Origin of the sequence: Streptomyces sp. NBC_01508, assembly GCF_045040315.1 — a bacterium.
Lineage (GTDB): Bacteria > Actinomycetota > Actinomycetes > Streptomycetales > Streptomycetaceae > Streptomyces.
On sequence record NZ_CP109419.1, the window covers coordinates 5,335,613 to 5,356,951 of the forward strand.

18 protein-coding genes are annotated in these 21,339 nt (G+C 72.0%); 8 read left to right on the forward strand and 10 right to left on the reverse strand.

Annotated elements, in window-relative coordinates; all coding sequences use genetic code 11:
• Positions 1-39: 39 nt before the first annotated feature.
• Positions 40-1,053, reverse strand: a complete 1,014-nt coding sequence (locus OG700_RS24925) for an SGNH/GDSL hydrolase family protein (RefSeq protein WP_405621951.1) — start codon at positions 1,051-1,053, stop codon at positions 40-42.
• A 171-nt stretch (positions 1,054-1,224) separates the two neighbouring features.
• Between OG700_RS24925 and OG700_RS24930 the strand changes: the two genes are divergently transcribed.
• The gene (locus OG700_RS24930; RefSeq protein WP_405617177.1) at positions 1,225-2,643 is read left to right on the forward strand and encodes a cystathionine beta-synthase; all 1,419 of its coding nucleotides are present in this window, start codon (positions 1,225-1,227) and stop codon (positions 2,641-2,643) included.
• Positions 2,644-2,940: 297 nt separating this feature from the next.
• Here the strand turns inward: OG700_RS24930 and OG700_RS24935 are convergent, their stop codons facing one another.
• Entirely contained in the window at positions 2,941-3,366 is a 426-nt protein-coding gene (locus OG700_RS24935; protein WP_405617179.1) for a hypothetical protein, read from the reverse strand.
• 288 nt (positions 3,367-3,654) lie between these two features.
• Here OG700_RS24935 and OG700_RS24940 point away from each other — a divergent pair, with 288 nt between their 5' ends.
• From OG700_RS24940 to OG700_RS24950, 3 genes are all read left to right on the forward strand, one after another.
• Entirely contained in the window at positions 3,655-5,250 is a 1,596-nt protein-coding gene (locus OG700_RS24940) for an aromatic amino acid ammonia-lyase (RefSeq protein WP_405617181.1), read from the forward strand.
• Positions 5,247-6,107, forward strand: a complete 861-nt coding sequence (locus tag OG700_RS24945; protein WP_405617183.1) for a MurR/RpiR family transcriptional regulator — start codon at positions 5,247-5,249, stop codon at positions 6,105-6,107. The genes OG700_RS24940 and OG700_RS24945 overlap by 4 nt, the downstream gene beginning before the upstream one ends.
• A gap of 130 nt (positions 6,108-6,237) precedes the next feature.
• Complete coding sequence (locus OG700_RS24950; protein ID WP_405617185.1) at positions 6,238-6,867, forward strand: hypothetical protein; 630 nt, start codon at positions 6,238-6,240, stop codon at positions 6,865-6,867.
• Positions 6,868-6,919: 52 nt separating this feature from the next.
• Here the strand turns inward: OG700_RS24950 and OG700_RS24955 are convergent, their stop codons facing one another.
• Both OG700_RS24955 and OG700_RS24960 read right to left on the reverse strand, forming a co-directional pair.
• Complete coding sequence (locus OG700_RS24955) at positions 6,920-8,320, reverse strand: APC family permease (protein WP_405617187.1); 1,401 nt, start codon at positions 8,318-8,320, stop codon at positions 6,920-6,922.
• 75 nt (positions 8,321-8,395) lie between these two features.
• The gene (locus OG700_RS24960; RefSeq protein ID WP_405617189.1) at positions 8,396-9,805 is read right to left on the reverse strand and encodes a diaminopimelate decarboxylase; all 1,410 of its coding nucleotides are present in this window, start codon (positions 9,803-9,805) and stop codon (positions 8,396-8,398) included.
• A 116-nt stretch (positions 9,806-9,921) separates the two neighbouring features.
• On the opposite strand from OG700_RS24960, the gene hutU reads away from it, so the two are divergent.
• From hutU to hutI, 4 genes are all read left to right on the forward strand, one after another.
• Positions 9,922-11,595 (forward strand): urocanate hydratase, encoded by a 1,674-nt coding sequence (hutU, locus tag OG700_RS24965; protein WP_405617191.1) that lies wholly within the window; start codon positions 9,922-9,924, stop codon positions 11,593-11,595.
• Between the two features lie 311 nt (positions 11,596-11,906).
• Complete coding sequence (locus OG700_RS24970; protein WP_405617194.1) at positions 11,907-13,097, forward strand: allantoate amidohydrolase; 1,191 nt, start codon at positions 11,907-11,909, stop codon at positions 13,095-13,097.
• Entirely contained in the window at positions 13,088-14,464 is a 1,377-nt protein-coding gene (locus OG700_RS24975) for a formimidoylglutamate deiminase (RefSeq protein ID WP_405617196.1), read from the forward strand. The genes OG700_RS24970 and OG700_RS24975 overlap by 10 nt, the downstream gene beginning before the upstream one ends.
• A 68-nt stretch (positions 14,465-14,532) precedes the next feature.
• Complete coding sequence (gene hutI / locus OG700_RS24980; RefSeq protein ID WP_405621953.1) at positions 14,533-15,705, forward strand: imidazolonepropionase; 1,173 nt, start codon at positions 14,533-14,535, stop codon at positions 15,703-15,705.
• Between the two features lie 55 nt (positions 15,706-15,760).
• Here hutI and OG700_RS24985 read toward each other — a convergent pair whose 3' ends face one another.
• The 6 genes from OG700_RS24985 to OG700_RS25010 form a co-directional block, all read right to left on the reverse strand.
• Positions 15,761-17,026: a family 16 glycosylhydrolase gene (locus OG700_RS24985; RefSeq protein ID WP_405617198.1), complete on the reverse strand. Its 1,266-nt coding sequence runs from the start codon at positions 17,024-17,026 to the stop codon at positions 15,761-15,763.
• 176 nt (positions 17,027-17,202) lie between these two features.
• Positions 17,203-18,417, reverse strand: coding sequence for a cytochrome P450 (locus tag OG700_RS24990; protein ID WP_405621955.1), 1,215 nt, complete (start codon positions 18,415-18,417; stop codon positions 17,203-17,205).
• Positions 18,418-18,509: 92 nt separating this feature from the next.
• On the reverse strand, positions 18,510-19,751 hold the full coding sequence (locus OG700_RS24995) for a cytochrome P450 (RefSeq protein WP_405617200.1): 1,242 nt from the start codon (positions 19,749-19,751) through the stop codon (positions 18,510-18,512).
• 99 nt (positions 19,752-19,850) lie between these two features.
• Entirely contained in the window at positions 19,851-20,546 is a 696-nt protein-coding gene (locus OG700_RS25000; protein ID WP_405617202.1) for a GTP-binding protein, read from the reverse strand.
• The gene (locus OG700_RS25005; RefSeq protein WP_405617204.1) at positions 20,524-20,889 is read right to left on the reverse strand and encodes a DUF742 domain-containing protein; all 366 of its coding nucleotides are present in this window, start codon (positions 20,887-20,889) and stop codon (positions 20,524-20,526) included. Before OG700_RS25005 ends, OG700_RS25000 begins: the two co-directional genes overlap by 23 nt.
• On the reverse strand, positions 20,886-21,332 hold the full coding sequence (locus OG700_RS25010) for a roadblock/LC7 domain-containing protein (protein ID WP_405621957.1): 447 nt from the start codon (positions 21,330-21,332) through the stop codon (positions 20,886-20,888). Before OG700_RS25010 ends, OG700_RS25005 begins: the two co-directional genes overlap by 4 nt.
• Positions 21,333-21,339 lie beyond the last annotated feature (7 nt).

Here is a 21,339-nt window from a genome sequence, read left to right on the forward strand (position 1 = left end):
CCGTCCGGCGATTGAGGACGAACCAGCACCGGCCCCGCGTCACGTGCGGTTGGCCCGTTCCTTCGGGGGCGGCGGCGGCTCGGCCGGCTCCGTCTGGGTCGGTTCGGGGGCCGGCAGGCGCCGGCGCCTGCGGTGCTTGAGCAGGGCCCACGGCGCCCGTGCGCCCGTGACCTCCGTGCCCGCCTCGGCCGCCGCCGCCGACGCGGCCTTCGCCACCGTCAGCATGTCCTCGTCGCGCGAGGAGTCCAGGTGGTCCGTCTCCGGCCACAGGCCCAGCACCGCGCAGAGCGTCGGCAGGACGGCCATCGCGGCCGTCGCGTACCCCTCCGCCGACGGGTGGTAGTTGTCGGCGCCGAACATCTCCCGCGGGTTCGCCTCGAACTCCGGCCCCAGCAGATCGCCGAGCGACACCGTACGGCTGCCCTGCTCGACCGCCACGATCGTCTGGGCCGCCGCCAGCTGCCGGCTCACCCGGCGGGCCAGCCAGCGCAGCGGCTGGTACACCGGCTCGATGGTGCCCAGGTCGGGGCAGGTGCCGACGACGACCTCCGCGCCCGCCGTCCGCAGCCGCCGTACCGCCGCCGCGAGATACCGGACCGAGGCGGTGGCCGACATCCGGTGGGTGACGTCGTTCGCGCCGATCATGATCACGCAGACGTCCGGCGTCCGGAACGCGTCCGAGAGCAGCAGCGTCACCTGGCGTTCCAGATCGTCCGACTGCGCCCCCGGCTGTGCCACGTTCCGCAGGTCGACCGGGCGCTCCGCCACCGCCGCGAGGCCCGAGGCGAGCAGCGCCCCCGGTGTCTGGCCGGCCCGCCGGACGCCCTGGCCGGCCGCCGTGGAGTCGCCGAGCATGCCCATCCGCAGGGGCTCCGTGTGCCCGTACGCCAGCCCGTACCAGCCGTTTCCGCGGGGCGGGATCGGCGCCGTACCGCCGCCGACCGACCGTTTCGCCAGCTGGACCTCGGCCAGGACGAGCCCGACCCCCGCCGCTCCCAGCAGACCGACGCTCCCACCGCCGTAGGCGGCACCCGCCGCGATCCGCCGTGCCACCCTCGCTCTCGACACAGTCCGGGTCACCTCCTTGTAGCCGTACACACGCTGTAGCCGTTCGCACACCGCGATAAGACACGCAAGAGGTAATTGCCCCGTAACGGGCGTGACCCAATCCCTTCCGCGTACGCATACGCTGGCCGGACCATCACGGAGACCCCGGAGACAACGGTGCAATTCCACGACTCGATGATCAGCCTGGTCGGCAATACCCCGCTGCTGAAGCTGGGCAATGTGACCTCGGGCATCCAGGCGACAGTCCTGGCCAAGGTCGAATACTTCAATCCGGGCGGTTCGGTGAAGGACCGGATCGCCCTGCGCATGATCGAGGCGGCGGAGGAGAGCGGCGAGCTCCGGCCCGGCGGCACCATCGTCGAACCGACGAGCGGCAACACCGGCGTCGGGCTGGCGATCGTGGCCCAGCAGAAGGGCTACCACTGCATCTTCGTCTGCCCCGACAAAGTCTCCACGGACAAGATCAACGTGCTGCGGGCGTACGGCGCGGACGTCGTCGTCTGCCCCACGGCGGTCGACCCGGACCACCCCGACTCGTACTACAACGTCTCCGACCGGCTGGTGCGTGAGACGCCGGGCGCCTGGAAGCCGGACCAGTACAGCAACCCGAACAACCCGCGCTCGCACTACGAGACCACCGGTCCCGAACTGTGGAAGCAGACGGACGGGCGGATCACCCACTTCGTCACCGGCATCGGCACGGGCGGCACGATCAGCGGCACCGGCCGGTATCTGAAGGAGGCCAGCGAGGGGCGCGTCACGGTCGTCGGCGCCGACCCCGAGGGGTCCGTCTACTCCGGCGGTTCGGGCCGGCCGTATCTGGTCGAGGGCGTCGGCGAGGACTTCTGGCCGAGCGCGTACGACAGGACCGTCACCGACGAGATCGTCGCCGTCTCCGACAAGGACTCCTTCCAGATGACGCGGCGCCTCGCCAAGGAGGAGGGCCTGCTGGTCGGCGGCTCCTGCGGGATGGCGGTCGTGGCGGCGCTGCGGGTCGCCGAGCGGCTCGGTCCCGACGATGTGGTGGTCGTGCTGCTGCCCGACAGCGGCCGGGGATACCTCAGCAAGATCTTCAACGACGAGTGGATGAACGACTACGGCTTCCTGGAGCAGGCCGGGGACGCGCCTCGGGTCGGTGACGTCCTGCGGTACAAGGAGGGCGGCGCCCTTCCCTCGCTCGTGCACATGCACCCCGAGGAGACGGTCGGTGAGGCGATCGAGGTGCTGCGGGAGTACGGCGTCTCGCAGATGCCGATCGTGAAGCCCGGCGCGGGCCACCCCGACGTCATGGCGGCCGAGGTCATCGGCTCCGTCGTGGAGCGCGAACTGCTCGACGCGCTCTTCGCGCAGCGCGCCTCGCTGGGCGACCCGCTGGAGAAGCACATGTCGGGTCCGCTGCCGCAGGTCGGCTCGGGGGAGCCGGTGGCCGACCTGATGGCGGCGCTGAGCGGCAACAACGCCGCCGCGGCGATCGTGCTGGTGGAGGGGAAGCCGACGGGTGTGGTGAGCCGCCAGGACCTGCTCGCGTTCCTCGCCAGGGACGCCAAGGCCAAGGACGCCAAGGACGCCAAGTAAGGCGGGTGCGGGCCTTCGCGAAAGTGGTACCAGCGCGACATCTACGCGCAGCACGCGCTTAACACGGCTCGGCCACAGTGGTTGTTGTCGGCGTCAGTGATCTCCGGAGCGGCTCCCGGACCCACAGGACGCCAGGACACGGTGCCGGTACTGACCCGGCCCGGGTCCCTCGCGGGGACCGCCGTCGTCCCGCCCTCCGGAAACGGGGGTGCGGCGGTCCCCGCGACCACTCTCCCGTCGCTCATCGGCCGGTCCGCCCGCGGACCGGCCGGCGTGCTGGGTGCGGGGCGGTCCGGCTCAGTCCTCCCAGTCGGACGACTGCTTCGATTCGGGCGTGCGCCGGCGCGTCCAGGGCATCCCGCCGGCCGCGTGTGCCACGTTCACTCCGACGATGCCGAGCCAGGCCACGCACAGACCTCCGAAGTCCGCCTGCACCACGGCGATCGCGGAGAGCGGGATGGCCAGCACCAGCGAGATGATGCCGAAGCCGAACCGCTCGCCGAACGTCTCCTCGGCGGTACGCGGGTGGGCGCCGCGGGCGACGACCATCTGCTGTTCCGCGAGAGCGCGCCGGACGCGACGGTCGGTCGTGCTGGCGAGACGCTGATCGAGCTTCTCCAGGAAGGACTCGATGAGCGCGGACTCGTACTCGGGCCCCAGCTCGCTGCGGGCTTGAAGGGTGGCGTCGAGCTCCTTCTGGAGCTCAGGGTCGCGGGCTTCCATGGGTGCAACGGTACGAAGGGGGCGGCCCTGCGGACAGTGGGGCTATCCCCCCTCTTTGACTGCGGGGCACCTCAGGCCGGCGCCCGCGCGCTCCTTGCCCGTGCTCCTGGCCTGTGCTCCCGCCCGTGCTCCTTGCCCGTGCTCCTTGCCCGTGCTCCCGCCCGTGCTCCTGGCCTGCGCTCCCGGCTTCCGGCCGGGGCAGCTCTTGCCGGGCTGCATATAGTCATGCAGAGTTGTCGATGGCTGAATACTTTGCCGATGCCCGGAGTCCCGAGGAGGGCGACACCCATGCCGGAGGACCGTGCCGCCGTCGCCGTACGGCCCGCCCTCGTCGTCCTCGACGGCCAGAGCCTCCCGGTCGCCGACATCGTCCGGCTGGCCGACGGGACCGCCCGGCCCGTGCCCGGCACCGACGCCATGAAGCGCGTCGAAGAGTCCTGGCACACCGCGCGTGAACTCGCCGCGTCCGGCAGGGTCTACGGCCGCTCGACCGGCGTCGGCGCGAACCGCGGCGAGGCCGTCCCCTCCGGCGCCGCCGCCGACCACGGACTGCGCCTGCTGCGCAGCCACGCCGGCGCCGTCGGCCGGCCGCTGCCCGCCCGCGAGGTCCGCGCCATGCTCGCCGTACGGGCCAACCAACTCCTCGCCGGCGGCGCCGGGTTGCGCCCCACCGTCGTCACCGCGCTCTGCGACGCCCTGAGCGTCGGCGCGCACCCGGTCGTCAACGAGTTCGGCTCGGTCGGCACCGGCGACATCGCCGCCCTCTCCCAGTTGGGCCTCGCCCTCGTCGGCGAACACCCCTGGCGGGGCGGCCCGCCGCCCGAGGCGCAGCCCCTCGACAACAACGACGCGCTCGCCCTCATCAGCAGTAACGCCCTGACGCTCGGTCAGGCGGCCCTCGCACTCGACGAGTTGGGGCGGCTCATCGCCGCCACCGAACTCGTCGCCGCGCTTTCGCTGCTCGCCGTCGACGGGAGTTACGAGGCGTACGCCGAACCGGTCCACGCCGCGCGCCCGCACCCCGGCTCGTACGCCGTCGCCACCCGGATGCGGCACATCCTCGGCGCCCCCGAACGCCCCACCCCACCGCTCGGCCGTATTCAGGACCCGTACGGCTTCCGCTGCGTCCCGCAGGTTCACGGGCCGGCGCGGGACGCCGCCGGCGCGCTGGAGAACGCACTCGCCGTCGAGATCAACTCCGCCGCCGAGAACCCGCTGATCCGTCCGGGCGCGGAGGCCGACCTGGCGCCCGCCGCGTACCACCACGGCGGTTTCTACCTCGCCCAACTCGCCCTCGCGCTCGATCACTTCAGGCTCGCCGTCGTGCAGACCGCCCGGCTGTCCACCTCCCGGCTCTCCGCGCTGAACGAGCCCGGTTTCACCCGGCTGCGGCCCTTCCTCGCCGACGCCGAGCCCGCGAGTTCCGGCGTGATGATCCTGGAGTACGCGGCCGGGGCCGCCCTCGGTGACCTGCGCGCGTTCTCGGCGCCGGCCTCGCTCGGCCACGCGGTACTGTCCCGTGGCGTGGAGGAGCAGGCCAGCTTCGCGTCGCTGGCCGCGCGGCAGACGCTGCGGGCGTGCGAGGCGTACCGTCTCGTCGTCGGGTGCGAACTCGTCGCCGCCGTAAGGGCGTTGCGCCAGCGCGGACTCCGCCCCGAGGCCGAACTGCCCGTCGGCAGAGCCTTCGTCCTGGCCGAGTCCGTGCTGGGCGCGGAGGTCGCCGACCGGCCGCTGACCGACGACGTGACGGCGGCTGCGCGGCTGCTGGACCAACTCGCCTCCGCGGCGGACGACATGAGCGGGACGGCCATGACGGCCATGACGGGCATGGCAGGCAGGACCGGCATGGCAGGCATGACAGGCACCACGAGGGGGATCGCGTGAGCGACAGTCCGGCCGCCCGGCTCCAGCAGCTCTTCGAGGGCCACCGGCTCACCCCCACCCAGCGGCGCATCGCGCACAGCATGGTGCGCCGGGCTGTCGACGCGCCGTTCCTGTCCAGTGTCGAGCTCGCGGAACTCGCCGGTGTCAGCCAGCCCTCGGTGACCCGCTTCGCCGTCGCGCTCGGCTTCGACGGCTACCCGGCGCTGCGCAGGCACCTGCGGGACGTCGCACCCGCCGCCCAGGACACGGGCACGGGCACAGGCACGGGCACGGGCACCGCCGCGTACAACGAGTACCAGCAGGCTGTCCACGCCGAGTTGGAGAATCTGCGCCAGCTCGCCGATCTGCTCGCCGACCCGGGACCCGTCGAGCGGGCCGGCCGGACACTCGCCGCGTCCACCCCGCTGCCCGTCCTCGGTCTGCGTGCCGCGTCCGCCCAGGCCAAGGGCTTCGCCTACTTCGCCGCCAAGGTCCACCCCGACATCCGGCTGCTGGACGAGGGCGGCACGATGCTCGCCGACCGGGTCGACGCGGCGCGGCGCGCGGGCGCGAGCGCGCTGCTCTGCTTCGCGCTGCCGCGCCATCCCAAGGAGGTCGTGGAGGCGCTGGACCACGCGCGCACGGCCGGACTGTTCGTGGTCACGGTCGCCGACTCGGCGTTCGCGCCCGTCGCCGCCCACAGCGACCTGCTGATCCCGGCGGCCGTCGGCACGGGTCTCGCCTTCGACACGGCGTGCGCGCCGATGCTCCTGGGGCGGGTGCTGCTGGAGGCGATGTGTGACGACCTGCCGGACGCGCAGGCGCGCCTGGAGGACTTCGACGGGCGGGCGGCGGCCAGGGGCCTGTTCGTCGAATAGTTTCGTCGAGTGGTTTCGTCGAGTGGTTTCGACGAGTGGAACCCTCCGGCTTCGCCGTTCTCAGGAAAAGCTCAGGGAACGGGATTACTCTGCCCGCCAAAACTTCTGTGAATGGGAAGAGGAGGCGGCCGTGGGGCGCGGAGGGCAGCAGTCGCTGGCGCGGGTGACGGTGATCGTGAGGGCCGGTGCGGTCCCGATGTGGTGGCTCGGGGTGGTTGCCGCCGCGCCCGGGGTGCTGATCCCCGGACTGACCGGCCGCCGGGCCGGGCTGTGTGCCGGGGCGGCGGTGTTCGTGCTGAGCGCGGCGGCCGTCGCGCTCGGGCGGCGCAGGCGGTACGACGGCTGGGCCGAAGCCGCCTCGCGCGCCGGGAAGTTCGACTATCTCCAGGACCGCGCGGTGACGCTGCGGGTCTGGCGGCGGGCCAGGGTGTGGTGGCTGGCGGGCGGGTTCCTCGCGGCGGCGGCCGTCTCGTTCGCCGTACCGTTCGCGGGCGGCGCGGCACTCGCGGGCGCCGGTGCCGGGCTGTGGCTCAAGGCCGTGCTGCTGGGCCGCCGTGAGCGCGCGGGCGAGGAGTTGCTGTGGGTCCGTACCGACTGGGCCGGGCGCGGCAGCCCCGTCGGGGGGAAGGTCAAGGGCTTCCGTACGACCGGGGCCGAAGCCGGGGACGCCGCGCCCGGTGGGGCGCGGCGACCCCGTGAGAAGGCGGGCAGACGGGAGCGGACCTCCGTCACACCTCCAGTTCGTTCTCGATCTTCTTGAGCCGGTGTCTGGCCATCGCCGGATTCGCCCGCCGCCTGCCCCGCCGCCCGCCCTACTTCGTCACCTCACCGCCGGTCTTCGCGTGCTCCTCCGAACGCGCCTTCAGCACCAGCTTGTTGACCGCCCACAGCGCGATCCCGATCGCCACCAGCACCCCGGCCCGGATGTAGACGTCGGCGGCGCGGTCGGCGAGCGGACTGGCCAGGATCAGCGAGGTGATCGCCCCCAGTACGGGCACGATCGTCGGCGCGCGGAAGTGCCGGTGGCCGACCGGGTCGCGGCGCAGCACGAGCGCGGCGATGTTGACCACGAAGAACACGCACAGCAGCAGGAACGCCGTCGTGTCGCCGAGCCCCTGGATCTCACCGGTCGACACCAGTCCGACGGCGAGCACGGACACGAAGACGATGCCCACGACGGGCGTGCGGCGCGTGGGCAGCACCCGGCCCATGGCCTTGGGCAGGATGCGCTCGTTGGCCATCCCGTAGCAGAGCCGCGAGGCCATCATGATGTTGATCAGCGCGGAGTTGGTGACGGCGAAGAGCGCGATCAGGGCGAAGAGTTTCGGTGGGAAGTCGACGCCGCCGGCCTTCACGACCTCCAACAGCGGTCCGCTGGAGCCCTCCAGGGTCCGGTGGTCGACCAGGAGCGAGGAGACGAGGGCGACCAGGACGTAGATGGTGCCGGTGACCGTGACGCCGATGAAGATCGCACGCGGGAAGGTCCGGGCCGGATCCTTGGTCTCCTCGGCCATGTTGACCGAGTCCTCGAAGCCGACGAAGGCGAAGAAGGCCAGAGCCGTCGCGCCGAGCACACCGGTCATCAGGGAGAAGCCGGTGCCGCTCGCCTCGAAGTCGGTGAGCCGCGACGGCTCGCCGTCGCCCGACAGGACGGCGTACGCGCCGATGCCGAGGATGATCGCCAGACCGCTCAACTCGACCAGTGTGAGTACGACGTTGGTCTTCACGGACTCCGATACGCCGCGCAGATTCAGCGCGGCGAGCACGAGGATGAACGCGATCGCGACCAGGGTCGGCGGGATCGCGTCGGTGAACTCCGCCAGGTAGTCGCCGCTGAACGCGCGGGCCGCGGCGCTCGCCGACGACAGGCCCGAGCACATCACCATGAAGGCGACGATGAAGGTCAGGAACGGGACCTTGAACGCCTTCTGGGTGTAGAGCGCGGCACCGGCCGCCTTCGGGTACTTGCCGACGAGTTCCACGTACGAGGCGGCCGTCAGGACCGCGACGACGAAGCCGATCGCGAACGGCAGCCACAGCGCGCCGCCGACCCGGCCCGCGACCTGGCCGGTGGTGGCGTAGATGCCGGTGCCCAGGATGTCGCCGATGACGAAGAGGATCAGCAGTTTGGGGCCGAGAGCGCGCTTGAGTCCGGGTGTGCCGCCGGCCGGCCCCGGTGTGTCCGCCGCCGTCGGTGTTTCGGATGTGGGCATGGAAACGACCTCCCCCGTTGATGGTGGGGAGTGTTCTGCCCGGTGCGGCGGCGCTGATTCCTGTCCGTCCGGTGATCAGTCCCGTACGAGCGCGTCGGGGTCCGCGCCGCCCGACTCGGCGACGATCTCCGCGACGGTCTGCGGCGCCCGTACGGTGGCGAACCGCACCGCGCCCGTTGCCGCGGCGAAGCCGTAAACGCCCGGCCGGGCAAGGCTGTTGTACGCGTAGTGGTTGGCGAAATAGTACGCACCGGTGTCCAGCGCCGCGACGAGATCGCCCTGGTCCAGCAGCGGCAGGGGCCGGTCGGTGGCCAGGACGTCGCCCGCGAAGCACGCAGGGCCCGCGATGTCCTGGGCGACGTCCGGGCCGTCCTTGGGGCGGCCCTCGGCGTCGTACGCGGCGATGCGCAGCGGCCACGACCGCGGGTCGTAGACGGTACGGGTGGCGATCTGCACGCCCGCGTGGGTCACGGCGATGGGACGGCCGCCGGCGGACTTCGCGTACTCGACGCGGGCCAGCACCGTGCCGTGCTTGGCGAGCAGGGAGCGGCCGAACTCGGTGACGAGCCCGTAGCCGCCGTCGAACAGGCCGGGGACGGTGGCCTTCAGCAGCCGCGCGTACTCGGCGTAGGTGGGGGTCTCGTCGTCGGAGGAGAAGTTGACCGGGAGGCCGCCGCCGATGTCGATGGTGTCGATCTGCCGCCGGCCGGCCGCCGCGTTGATCTCCTCGGCCAGCTCGTGGACGGTCCGCACGCCCTCCGCCATGAGGGCGAGCGGGACGCCCTGGGAGCCGGAGTGGGTGTGCAGCCGGGTCAGCCAGGGCCGGTCCAGGAACGCCCGTACGACCCGGGCGCGGGCGCCCTCGTCGCGCAGCGCGACGCCGAACTTCGAGGTGGCCGTGGCGGTGGACAGGGCGCCGATGGAGCCGCTGCCGGTCTGCGGGTTGACCCGTAGTCCGATGGGGGAGCGGGTGGGCGCGGAGCGCACGAGCGCGTCGAGCCGGTCGAGCTCCTGCGGGTTGTCGGCGTTGACCGCGATGCCGAGCGCCAGGGCCTCGCGCAGCTCGGCGGGTGTCTTGGCGGGCGAGTCGAGGACGGTGCGGTCGGGCGCGATCCCGGCGGCGCGGGCGAGGCCCAGCTCGCCGGGGCTCGCGACCTCGGCGCCGACACCTTCGGCGCGCAGCAGGCGCAGGACGGGCACGAGGGGCGCCGCCTTCACGGCGAAGGCGTGCAGCACGGGGGTGCCGGGGGCGGTGACGGCGGCGAACGCCGCGTGCAGCGCGGCGGCGGAGGCGCGGACGCCCGCCACGTCGAGGAGCGCCACGACGGGGTCGGCCTCGGTGAGCAGCCCCTGTTCGACGGCGGCCCGTACGGCGAGATCGCGCCTGGCGGCGGCGCCGTTGTCCGGTTCCGCTTCGCCGCCGCCCTGTCCCGCTTCCGCGCTGTCCCGTCCTGCTTCCTCGACCGTGCCGCTGTCCTCAACCATGTGTGTCAGCCAATCATCCGGCCGCCGGTAACTCCACTGTTGACTACATCTATTCACCCGGCGAGGATGTGAATGGATTGACCAACAGTGGAGCAGTGACGGAGGAGGCACCCGCCATGTCAGGACCCCGACCCGTACGGGCACCGCGCGGTACGGAACTGAGCGCCCTGGGATGGCAGCAGGAAGCCGCCCTCCGCATGCTCCAGAACAACCTCGACCCCGAGGTCGCCGAACACCCCGACCAGCTCGTCGTCTACGGCGGCACGGGCAGGGCCGCGCGGGACTGGCGCTCGTTCGACGCGATGACACGCACGCTGCGCACGCTGAAGCAGGACGAGACGATGCTCGTCCAGTCCGGCCGCCCGGTGGGCGTGATGCGCACCCACGAGTGGGCGCCGCGCGTCCTGATCGCCAACTCCAACCTGGTCGGCGACTGGGCCAACTGGGAGGAGTTCCGCCGGCTGGAACAGCTCGGCCTCACCATGTACGGCCAGATGACCGCCGGCTCCTGGATCTACATCGGCACACAGGGCATCCTCCAGGGCACGTACGAGACGTTCGCCGCCGTCGCCGCCAAGAGGTTCGGCGGCACGCTCGCCGGGACGATCACCCTCACCGCCGGGCTCGGCGGGATGGGCGGCGCGCAGCCGCTGGCCGTCACCATGAACGACGGCGTCGCGATCTGTGTCGACTGCGACCCGCGCGCCATCGAGCGCCGGATCGAACACCGCTTCCTGGACGTGCGGGCCGACTCCCTGGAGCACGCGCTCCAGCTCGCCACCGAGGCCCGCGACGCGCGCCGGCCCCTGTCCATCGGGCTGCTCGGCAACGCGGCCCAGCTGCTGCCCCGGATGCTCGCCGAAGGCGCGCCGATCGACATCGTCACCGACCAGACCTCGGCGCACGACCCGCTGGCCTATCTGCCGCTCGGCGTCGACTTCGACGACATGGCGTCGTACGCCGCCGAGAAGCCGGCCGACTTCACGCTGCGCGCCCGCGAGTCGATGGCGCGGCACGTGGCGGCGATGGTCGGCTTCATGGATGCGGGCGCCGAGGTCTTCGACTACGGCAACTCCATCCGGGGCGAGGCCCAACTGGCGGGCTATGAACGAGCGTTCGCCTTCCCCGGGTTCGTACCCGCGTACATCAGGCCGCTGTTCTGCGAAGGCCGGGGGCCGTTCCGCTGGGCGGCGCTGTCCGGCGAGGCGTCGGACATCCACAAGACCGACAAGGCGATCCTGGAACTCTTCCCCGAGGACGAGTCCGCCCACAACGCGTCCTTGCACCGCTGGATCAAGATGGCCGGCGAACGCGTCCACTTCCAGGGCCTGCCCGCGCGCATCTGCTGGCTCGGCCACGGCGAGCGCGACAAGGCCGGCGAGCGCTTCAACGACATGGTCGCGAGGGGTGAACTCGCCGCGCCGGTCGTCATCGGCCGCGACCACCTGGACGCCGGCTCGGTCGCTTCCCCGTACCGCGAGACCGAGGCGATGCTCGACGGCTCGGACGCGATCGCCGACTGGCCGCTGCTGAACGCCATGGTGAACGTCGCCTCCGGCGCCACCTGGGTCTCCATCCACCACGGCGGCGGCGTCGGCATGGGCCGCTCGATCCACGCCGGCCAGGTGACGGTCGCCGACGGCACACAACTGGCGGGCGACAAGATCCGCCGCGTCCTGACGAACGACCCGGAGATGGGCGTCATCCGGCACGTCGACGCGGGCTACGACACCGCGGAGACGGCCGCCGCCGAACACGGTGTCCGCATCCCGATGCGGGAGGGCGAATGACCTCCGGTCCGGACGGGCAATCCTCCGAGCCCCGGCCGGGGCGCCCCGGACAGGGCCGGACCGCAGGGCGCGAAGAGGCCGCTGGGCCGGATGGGGCTGATGGTGCCCAGCCACCTGCCCGGCCGGATCGGGCCGCGACTCCCGGGGAGGCCCCCGGGCCGGCCGCTCCGCACCCGAACACGGGTCGCGCGGGCGTAGGCGCGCAGCCGACACCCGGAGCTCCCGCCGACAGCACCGACAGCGCCGACAGCGCCGGTGGGGCCGGTGGGGTCGGCGGGGCCGGTGGGGTCGGTGGGGCCACCTTTCAGGAGATGTGGCGGGACCTAGCGCCCCTCGGGCGGGATCCCCGCACCCGTGGATACCGGCGCTACGCCTGGAGCGCGGCCGACCGCGAGTGCCGGGACTGGTTCCGGGCGCAGGCCGAGACGCGGGGGCTGGTGTACGAGGCCGACCGGAACGGCAATCAGTGGGGCTGGCTCGGTGACCCGCGGGCCGGGGACGCCGTCGTCGTCGGGTCGCATCTGGACTCCGTGCCGGACGGCGGCGCCTTCGACGGGCCGCTCGGGGTGGTGTCCTCCTTCGCCGCGCTCGACGAACTGCGCCGCAGGGGCGTCGAGTTCACCCGGCCGGTCGCCGTCACCAACTTCGGTGACGAGGAGGGCGCCCGGTTCGGGCTCGCCTGTGTCGGGTCCCGGCTCACCGCCGGGCAGCTCGGCGTCGAGCAGGCGCACGCCCTGCGCGACGGGGACGGCGTCGCGCTGCCGCGCGCCATGGAGGCGGCCGGCTACGACCCGGACGCCATCGGGCCCGACCCCGAACGGCTCGCCCGGATCGGCGCGTTCGTGGAGCTGCACGTCGAGCAGGGGCGCGCGCTCGACCTGACCGGTGACCGAGTCGGTATCGCCTCCTCCATCTGGCCGCACGGCCGCTGGCGCTTCGACTTTCACGGCGAGGCCAACCACGCGGGCACCACCCGCCTCGCCGACCGCCGCGACCCGATGCTCAGCTATGCCGAGACCGTCCTCGCCGCCCGCCGCGAGGCGGAACTCGCCGGTGCCCTCGCCACGTTCGGCAAAGTCGCCGTCGAACCCAACGGCGTCAACGCCATCCCCTCCCTCGTACGCGGCTGGCTCGACTCCCGCGCCGCCGACCAGGCCACCCTGGACACCGTCGTCACCGCGATCGAGGCGGCGGCCCACGCGCACGCCGAGCGCGCGGGCATCGACCTGCGGGTCGTACGGGAGTCCCGCACGCCCCTCGTCGAGTTCTCGCACGCCCTGCGCGACGAACTCGGCAGGATCCTCGGCGGCCGGCTCCCCGTGCTGGGGACGGGCGCCGGTCACGACGCGGGTATTTTGTCCGGATCCATTCCGACCGCCATGCTGTTCGTACGGAACCCCACCGGCGTCTCGCACTCCCCGGCCGAATCCGCGGCCGAGGACGACTGCGTGGCCGGGGTCCTCGCACTCGCCGACGTAGTAGAAGGGCTGGCGTGCACGTGACCACGTACTGGCTGGAGCACGCCTGGCTCGACACCCACGTCGAACCGGGCGTGACCGTGACGGTCACCGACGGCCGGATCACCGGCGTCCACACCGGGGACGGCACCCCGCCGCCCGGCGCCACGACCCTGCGCGGGCTCACCCTCCCCGGCCTGGCCAACACCCACTCGCACGCCTTCCACCGCGCGCTGCGCGGCAAGGTCCAGGTCGGCTCCGGCACCTTCTGGACCTGGCGCGAGATGATGTACCGGGCCGCCGCCCGGCTCACCCCGGACAACTACCACGCGCTCGCCCGCGCCGTGTACGCCGAGATGGCGCTGGCCGGCATCACCTCCGTCGGTGAGTTCCACTATCTGCACCACGCTCCTGGCGGAACGCCCTACGACAATCCCAACGCGATGGGCGAGGCGCTGATCGCCGCCGCCGGCGACGCCGGAATCCGGATCACCCTCCTCGACACCGCCTATCTCTCCTCCGGCATCTCCAAGCGCCGCGGCGGCAAGCCGCCGGACCGGCACCAGGTCCGCTTCTCCGACGGCACCGCGCACGCCTGGGCGGAACGCGTGTCCGACCTCGCGGACCGGTACGTCAAGGACGGCAAGCACGACGACCACGTGCGGATCGGCGCCGCCATCCACTCCGTACGCGCCGTACCCGCCGAGCAACTGTCGACCGTCGCCGAATGGGCGGAGGCCCGGCAGGCCCCGCTCCATGTCCACCTCTCCGAACAGACCGCCGAGAACGACGCCTGCCTCGCCACCCACGGCCGCACCCCCGCCCGTCTCCTCGCCGACCACGGCGTCCTCGGCCCCCGCACCACCGGCGTCCACAACACGCACCTCACCGACGAGGACATCGCCCTGCTGGGCTCCACCCGCACCGGCACCTGCGTGTGCCCCACCACGGAACGCGACCTCGCCGACGGCATCGGCCCCGCCGCGCGCCTCCAGCACGCCGGCTCGCCCCTGTCGCTGGGCAGCGACAGCCACGCCGTCATCGACATCCTCGAAGAGGCCCGCGCCCTGGAACTCAACGAGCGGCTGCGCACCCGTACGCGAGGTCACTGGACTGCCGCCGCGCTCATCACCGCCGCCACGGCCGACGGCCACGCGGCGCTCGGCAGGCCCGACGCGGGCCGGATCGAGCGCGGCGCGCTCGCCGACCTCGTCACCGTCGCGCTGGACTCCGTCAGAACAGCGGGGCAAGTACCGCGACTGGGCGCGGAGATCGCCGTATTCGCCGCGACAGCCGCGGACGTGCGCCACACGGTCGTGGCCGGCCGCCATCTCGTACGCGACGGTGCGCACACCCTGATCCCCGACGTGCCCCAAGCCCTTGCCCGGTCGATCGCGGCCGTACGCGGCTGAAGGAGAGCGCCCCCACGATGACGCCCACCACCACGGACACGGTCGCACCCACATCCACGACACCCGACATGCCCACCACCGCCATCACCAACATCGCCGCTCTGGTCACCAACGACCCCTCCCTCGGTGACGGATCCCCCATCGGTCTGATCCAGGACGCGGCCGTCGTCATCGGCGGCGACCGCGTCGTCTGGGTCGGTGAATCAAGCAAAGCACCCACCACTGACAACGCCGTCGACGCCGGCGGCCGGGCCGCCGTCCCCGGCTTCGTCGACTCCCACTCCCACCTCGTCTTCGCGGGCGACCGCACCCAGGAGTTCAACGCCCGCATGTCGGGCCGCCCCTACTCCGCCGGCGGCATCCGCACCACCGTCGCCGCGACCCGCGCCGCCACCGACGACGAGCTCAGCGCCAACGTCGCGAAGTACCTCGCCGAAGCCCTCCGCCAGGGCACCACCACCCAGGAGACCAAGTCCGGCTACGGCCTCACCGTCGCCGACGAGGCGCGCGCCCTGCGCGTCGCGGCCCGGCACACCGACGAGGTCACCTACCTCGGCGCCCACATCGTCGCGCCCGAACTCGCCGACGACCCCGCCGCCTACGTCGACCTCGTGACCGGGGACATGCTCGACGCCTGTGCCCCGTACGCCCGTTGGATCGACGTCTTCTGCGAGAAGGGCGCCTTCGACGGCGACCAGGCGCGTGCGATCCTCACCGCCGGCCGGGCGAGGGGCCTCCAACCACGCGTTCACGCCAACCAGTTGTCGTACGGCCCCGGCGTCCGGCTCGCCGTCGAGGTCGACGCCGCGTCCGCCGACCACTGCACCCACCTCACCGACGCGGACGTCGACGCGCTCGCCCACTCACGTACGGTCGCGACGCTCCTGCCCGGCGCCGAGTTCTCCACCCGCGCCCAATGGCCGGACGCGCGGCGCCTGTTGGACGCGGGCGCCACCGTCGCGCTGTCCACCGACTGCAACCCCGGCTCGTCCTTCACCTCGTCGATGGCGTTCTGCGTAGCCCTCGCCGTACGTGACATGGGGATGACGCCCGACGAGGCGATCTGGTCGGCCACGGCGGGCGGCGCCGCCGCGCTGCGCCGTACGGACGTCGGACGCCTCACGCCCGGCGCCCGCGCCGACCTCGTCCTGCTCGACGCGCCCAGCCATGTCCATCTCGCCTACCGGCCGGGAGTTCCGCTGACCTGGGCGGTCTGGCGCGCGGGCGAACGCCTGCACTGAGTCCTTCGATCGCCGGACGGGCTCGAAGGGAGCCCGTCCGGCGATGGGAGAAGCGCTACGCGTTGACCGACCACTTCTGGTTGGCCGCGCCCGTGCATGTCCAGATCTGGGCCCGCGCCCCGTTCACCGAACCGCCGCCGGTGACGTCCATGCACTTGTCCGCCTGGATGTTCACGACGTCGTTCGCGCCCGACACGGCCCAGCGTTGGTTACCCGCGCCCGAGCAGTCCCAGAGCTGGAGCTGCGCGCCGTCGGTGGTGCTGTTGTCCTTCACGTCGAGGCACTTGCCGAGCGCCCGCAGCGAGTCGTTGGCGCCCCTGCTCCACTGCTGCGCGCCGGAGCCGTTGCAGTCGTAGAGCTGAACAGGCGTCCCGTTGGCGGAACTTGCCCCCGCCACGTCGAGGCACTTGCCGCCGAGGCCGGTGATCGACCCGCCCGTGCCGCCGCCGTCGGTGGTGACCCGCACGTAGTCGACGGTGAGCGTGCTCGGGAAGGGTGTACCGCTGTTGGGGTCGCCGGGCCAGTAGCCGCCGACCGCGAGGTTGAGGATCAGGAAGAACGGCTTGTTGAACACCCACTGGCGGCCACCGAGATCGGCGGGCGTACGGGTCTGGAAGACGTTGCCGTCGACCGACCAGCGGATGGAGTTGGGCGACCAGTCGATCGCGAAGGTGTGGAAGGCGTCGGCGAACGCCTGGCCGCCGGGGAGGCTGTAGCCGGCGCCGATGCCGCCCGAGCCCGAGTAGCCGGGGCCGTGCAGTGTGCCGTGCACGGTGCCGGGCTCGAAGCCGACATTCTCCATGATGTCGATCTCGCCGCTGTTGGGCCAGCCGACCTGGCCCATGTCGTTGCCGAGCATCCAGAACGCGGGCCACATGCCCTGGCCGCGCGGGATCTTCATCCGGGCCTCGACCCGGCCGTACTGCGCGGTGAACTTGCCCGCCGTGTTGAGCCGGGCGGAGGTGTACTCGCAACGGCCGTACCAGCACTGGTAGTTGCCGGGGTTGTTCTTGCGGGCGGCGATGACGAGATTGCCCTGGCCGTCGAGGGCGGCGTTGTTGTTGCCGGCCGTGTAGTACTGCCGCTCATGGTTGTTGACGTTGTCGCCGGTCTCGATCTGCCATCTGCCGCTGTTCACGGCAGATCCGGCGGGACCGTCGAAGTTCTCGTCGAACGTCACGGCCGCGGCCGCCTTGGCGCTGTTCACGCGGGGTTCGGGGGAAGGTGTCGCCGCTCCGGCGGGCACGGCCGCGGCCACGCTCGTACAGCAGAGAAGAGCCAGGGCGTACAGCGTCACACGACGCCGCAGGGGGGTTCGCACAGGTCATCACTTCACTTCTCGTGGAGGCAGGCATGCGCATGAGTTATTTCAATACTTGATTTAAGGGAGGGCGGGGGAGGCCGTCAAGGCGTTGGTATGGACCTGGGTTCCTGACGGATCGTCACCTCGCCCGGCCCCTCACCCTGACAGCCGTCACCCGGCCGGCCGCCACCCAACTACCGCAACAGCACCGGCAGTCGCTGCACACTGTTGCCCACGAAGCTCGCGTGGCGCGGCAGTTCCCCCTCCGTGACCGCGACGTCCAGGTCCGGGAAGCGCGTGAACAGCCGCTCCAGCGCGATCGTCGCCTCCATCCGGGCCAGCGACGATCCCAGACAGAAGTGCGCGCCGTGCCCGAGCGAGAGATGCCGGGCCGTCGGGCCCTCGGCGTACTTGGTGAGGTCGAAGACATCCGCTTCCGCGCCGTGCGCCGCCTTGTCCCGGCCCGCCGCCGAGTAGCCCGCCAGCACCGGCGTGCCCGCCGGGATCACCGTGCCGTCCAGCGTCAGGTCCCGCGTCGGGTAACGGAACGGGAAGAAGCTCACCGGGCTGTCCCAGCGCAGAGTCTCCTCGACCACGTCCGACCAGCTCGCCTTGCCGTTCTGGGCCAGTTGGAGCTGATCGCGGTGGCGGCACAGCGCGCGCACCGCGTTGGTGATCAGATTCAGCGTCGTCTCGTGCCCCGCGATGATCATCAGCAGCAGGGTGCCGATGAGTTCGTGCCCGCTGAGCCGGTCGCCGTCCTCCTCGCGCGCCGCGATCAGCGCGCTGGTCAGATCCTCGCCGGGCTCCTGAGTACGGGAGGCGGCCACCTTGCCCAGTACGGCCACGATGTCCCGGTTGGCGGCCATCGCGTCCTCGGGGGCGATGTCCGTCGCGACGATCTGGTTCGAAAGATGGTGCAGCTGGTCCCGGAACTCGGCGTCCACGCCCAGCAGTTCACAGATCACGCCCATCGGCAGCGGCAGCGCGAAGTGCTCGCGGAGATCGACGACATGCCGCCCGTCCGCGCCGCCCGCCGCCGCCAGAGAGTCCAGCAGCTCCGCCGTCATCTCCTCCACCCGCCCGCGCAGCGCCTCCACCCGCCGCGCCGTGAACGCCTTGCTCACCAGCGAGCGCAGCCGCCGGTGGTCGTCGCCGTCCGCCGTCGTCATCCCCCGCACGGTCGCGAACGTCTTCAGCGGCCACCCGTCGGGGATCCGCCCCTCCCGCAGCGCCGTGAAGTGCGTCGCGCCCTTCGCGACATCGGGATGCGACAGGAACTCCTTCAGCGCGTCGTGCCCGAGTACGGCCATCGCCCCGACCTCGCCGGGGAGTACCACGGGGGCCACCGCGCCCCGCGCGAGCAGGCGCGCGTTGGCGGCGTGCGGGCAGCCGCCGGAGGGATCCATCCGGTGCGGGGCGGTGGCGGACGACGGGTCGGGGGTGGTGTCGGAGGTCGTATCGGGGGACGTGTTCGGCTCGGGGCTCAACAGGGCTCTCCTCAACTCCGCGTCGCCTGCGCGTCACGCGGCAACTGCGGTTCGGTGAAGCGGACGGGCAGGGCCGCCAGGCCCTTGCTCCAGGGCGACTTGATCCATGCCAACTCGGCTTCCGGTACGGCAAGTTCGAGATCCGGCAGCCGGTGTCTGATGGTGTCGACAGCCGTACGGGTGATCAGCCTGGCCGGGTCCTGCGCCGGGCAGGTGTGCGGCCCGGCCCCGAACGCCAGATGGGAACGGTTGCCGACGACGGGCGTACCGTCCTCCGGCAGGATGTCCGGGTCGGCGTTGGCCGCCGCCAGACCGAGGACCAGCATGTCGCCGGCCCGGATCTGCCGCCCGCCGAACCGCAGGTCTCGGGTGGCGTAGCGGGCGGGGAAGTTCTGCGTCGGCGGAAACCGCCACAGCACCAGGTCCAGCGCGTCGTCGACGCTCAGATGACCGCCGGTGAGCGAGGACCGGAACGCCGGGTCGCACAGCAGGATGCGCAGGGTGGTGGCGATCCAGTTGACCGTCGTCTGGTTGCCCGCGACGAACATCACCACCAGATTGTGCAGCACCTCCTCGTCCGTCAGCCGCGCCGGATGGTGCAGCAGCGCGGAGGTGACGTCGTTGCCGGGGTGGCGGCGCTTCTCCTCGATCAGGGCGAGCAGGATCGCGCCCATCCGCTTGCTGGCGTCGGCGGAGTCGGCGTTCGCCACGACCAAACCCGCGATGGCCCGGACCAGTTGCTCGCCCGTCGGCTCGTCGAGCCCGAGCAGGCCGGTGATCACCATCAGCGGCAGTTTGCGCGCGTAGTCGGACACCAGATCCGCCCGCTTGCCGTCGGCGAACTCCGCGATCAGCCGCTCGGCCGTCGCCCGTACGCCGCGCCGCAGTTCGTGCCCGTTGATCCGCCCGAGCGCGTCCGACACGGCCGCCCGCATCCGGCGGTGCTGCTGCCCGTCGGCGAACAGCAGCGCCGGCCGCCAGCCGACCATCGGCAGGATCGGCGAGTCGGCGGGCACCCGGCCCTCGCGCAACTGGCTCCAGCGGCGCGGATCGTGTGAGAAGTCCTGCTCCTCACGGGTCAGCCGCAGCACCTCGCGGTGGCCGAGCACCAGCCACGCGGCGATGCCGGGGGCGACGGTGACGGGGGCCACCGGGCCGTGTTCGGCGCGCAGTCGCTCGTACAGGCGCGGCATTCCGTCGCCGTCGAGCTGTTCGCCGTAGATGGGTGTGGCTGCCGCGGTGGGCGTGGTCATGTGGACTCCGTCATCAGGTGGACTCCGTCGTCATGTGAACTCCCGTCGTCATACGGACTCTGTCGTCATACGGACTCTGTCGTCATACGGACTCTGTCGTCATGAGGACTCGGCGGCGCGGACGAGGTGGCGTACGAGGGCGATGAGCGCCATGACGGAGGACCGTTCGTCCCGCGCGTCGCAGGACACCAGCGGCGTCTCGGGCAGCAGGTCGAGCGCCGCGCGCAGTTCCCCGTCGCTGTGCAGGGGGCTGCCGGGGAAGACATTGACCGCGACGGCGAACGGCAGCCCCAGATCCTCCAGATGGCCGAGTGCGTCGAAGGACGAGGTCAGATCGCGGGTGTCCACCAGGGCGAGGGCGCCGAGCGCGCCCCGTGCCAGATCGCGCCAGGCGGGGAGGAAGCGCTGCTGTCCCGGCGTACCGAAGAGGTAGAGGACCAACTCGCCGTCGAGCGTCATACGGCCGAAGTCCAGGGCGACGGTGGTGGTGGCCTTGGCCCGGTCGACGGCCACGTCGACCGAGGCGCCTGCCTGTGTCATCACGGCCTCGGTGCTGAGCGGTTTGATCTCGGAGACCGTACCGATGAACGTCGTCTTGCCGACGCCCAGCGGCCCGACGACCATGATCTTGGCCGCCCCGGCGACGCTGGACCTGACGTACTTGCCGGAGGTGGTGCCTTCGCCAGTGATTTGGCCGGTGCCTTGGCCGGCGTCTTGGCCTGTGTCGTCGCCGGGGCCTTCGCCGGGTGCGCTCGACGAGGACGCCTCGGTCTCAGAGGCGGCTTTCGAGGCCATGGAGGACCTTTCTCAGCATGGTCACATCGGCTCGTTCGGCCGGCGGTATGGGCGGGCGGGTCACGATCAGTCCCCAGTCGATGAGATCGGCGAGCAACACCTGTACCACGGAAGGCGGTTGGCCGAGATGAGCCGACACCTCGGCCACCGACAGCAGGCCCTGACAGTGCGTCAGGATGGTGCGGTGTTCCGGCTGGAGCGTCGTCGGCGGGACCGCTTCCGCGGCCACCACGAGCGATTCCCAGGACAGTGGTTCGCCTCCGGCGTCCGCCCTTCCACCGGTGATCACATACGGGCGTACCGCCGACGTGGTGGTGGTCCGGTCGTCGGGGAGCTCCGTCATGACGACGGGCTCACCGGATCCCGGGGCCGGCTGCTCAGGTGGCTGCCGATCTTCACGACCAGGAGCTGCATCTGCTGTGCCACCAGGCCCACATCGGCGTCGGTCTCGGTCGCGGCGCCCAACTGGGCCCCGACCCCGGCCGATGTGAAGAGGACGAAGCCCTGGTCGGACTCCAGCATCAACTGCCGTACGTCGGCGCCGCCCCCGAACAGCAGCCCCGCCGTGGACCGGCCGGTCATGGTCAGCGCGGCGGACGCGGCGGCGAGCGATTCGGCCTCGGCCACGCTCAGTTCGGCCACCGGGCCCGCCAGATCGGCGGCGGACGCGTGGCCGAGCCGCAGGCCGTCCTCGGAGACGACCACCGCGTGTCTGACCCCGGGGATCTCGGTCAGCGGTCGGAGCATCCACCCGAGGTCGGGCAGTCGGGAGATCGTTCCGGTCACTCTTCCG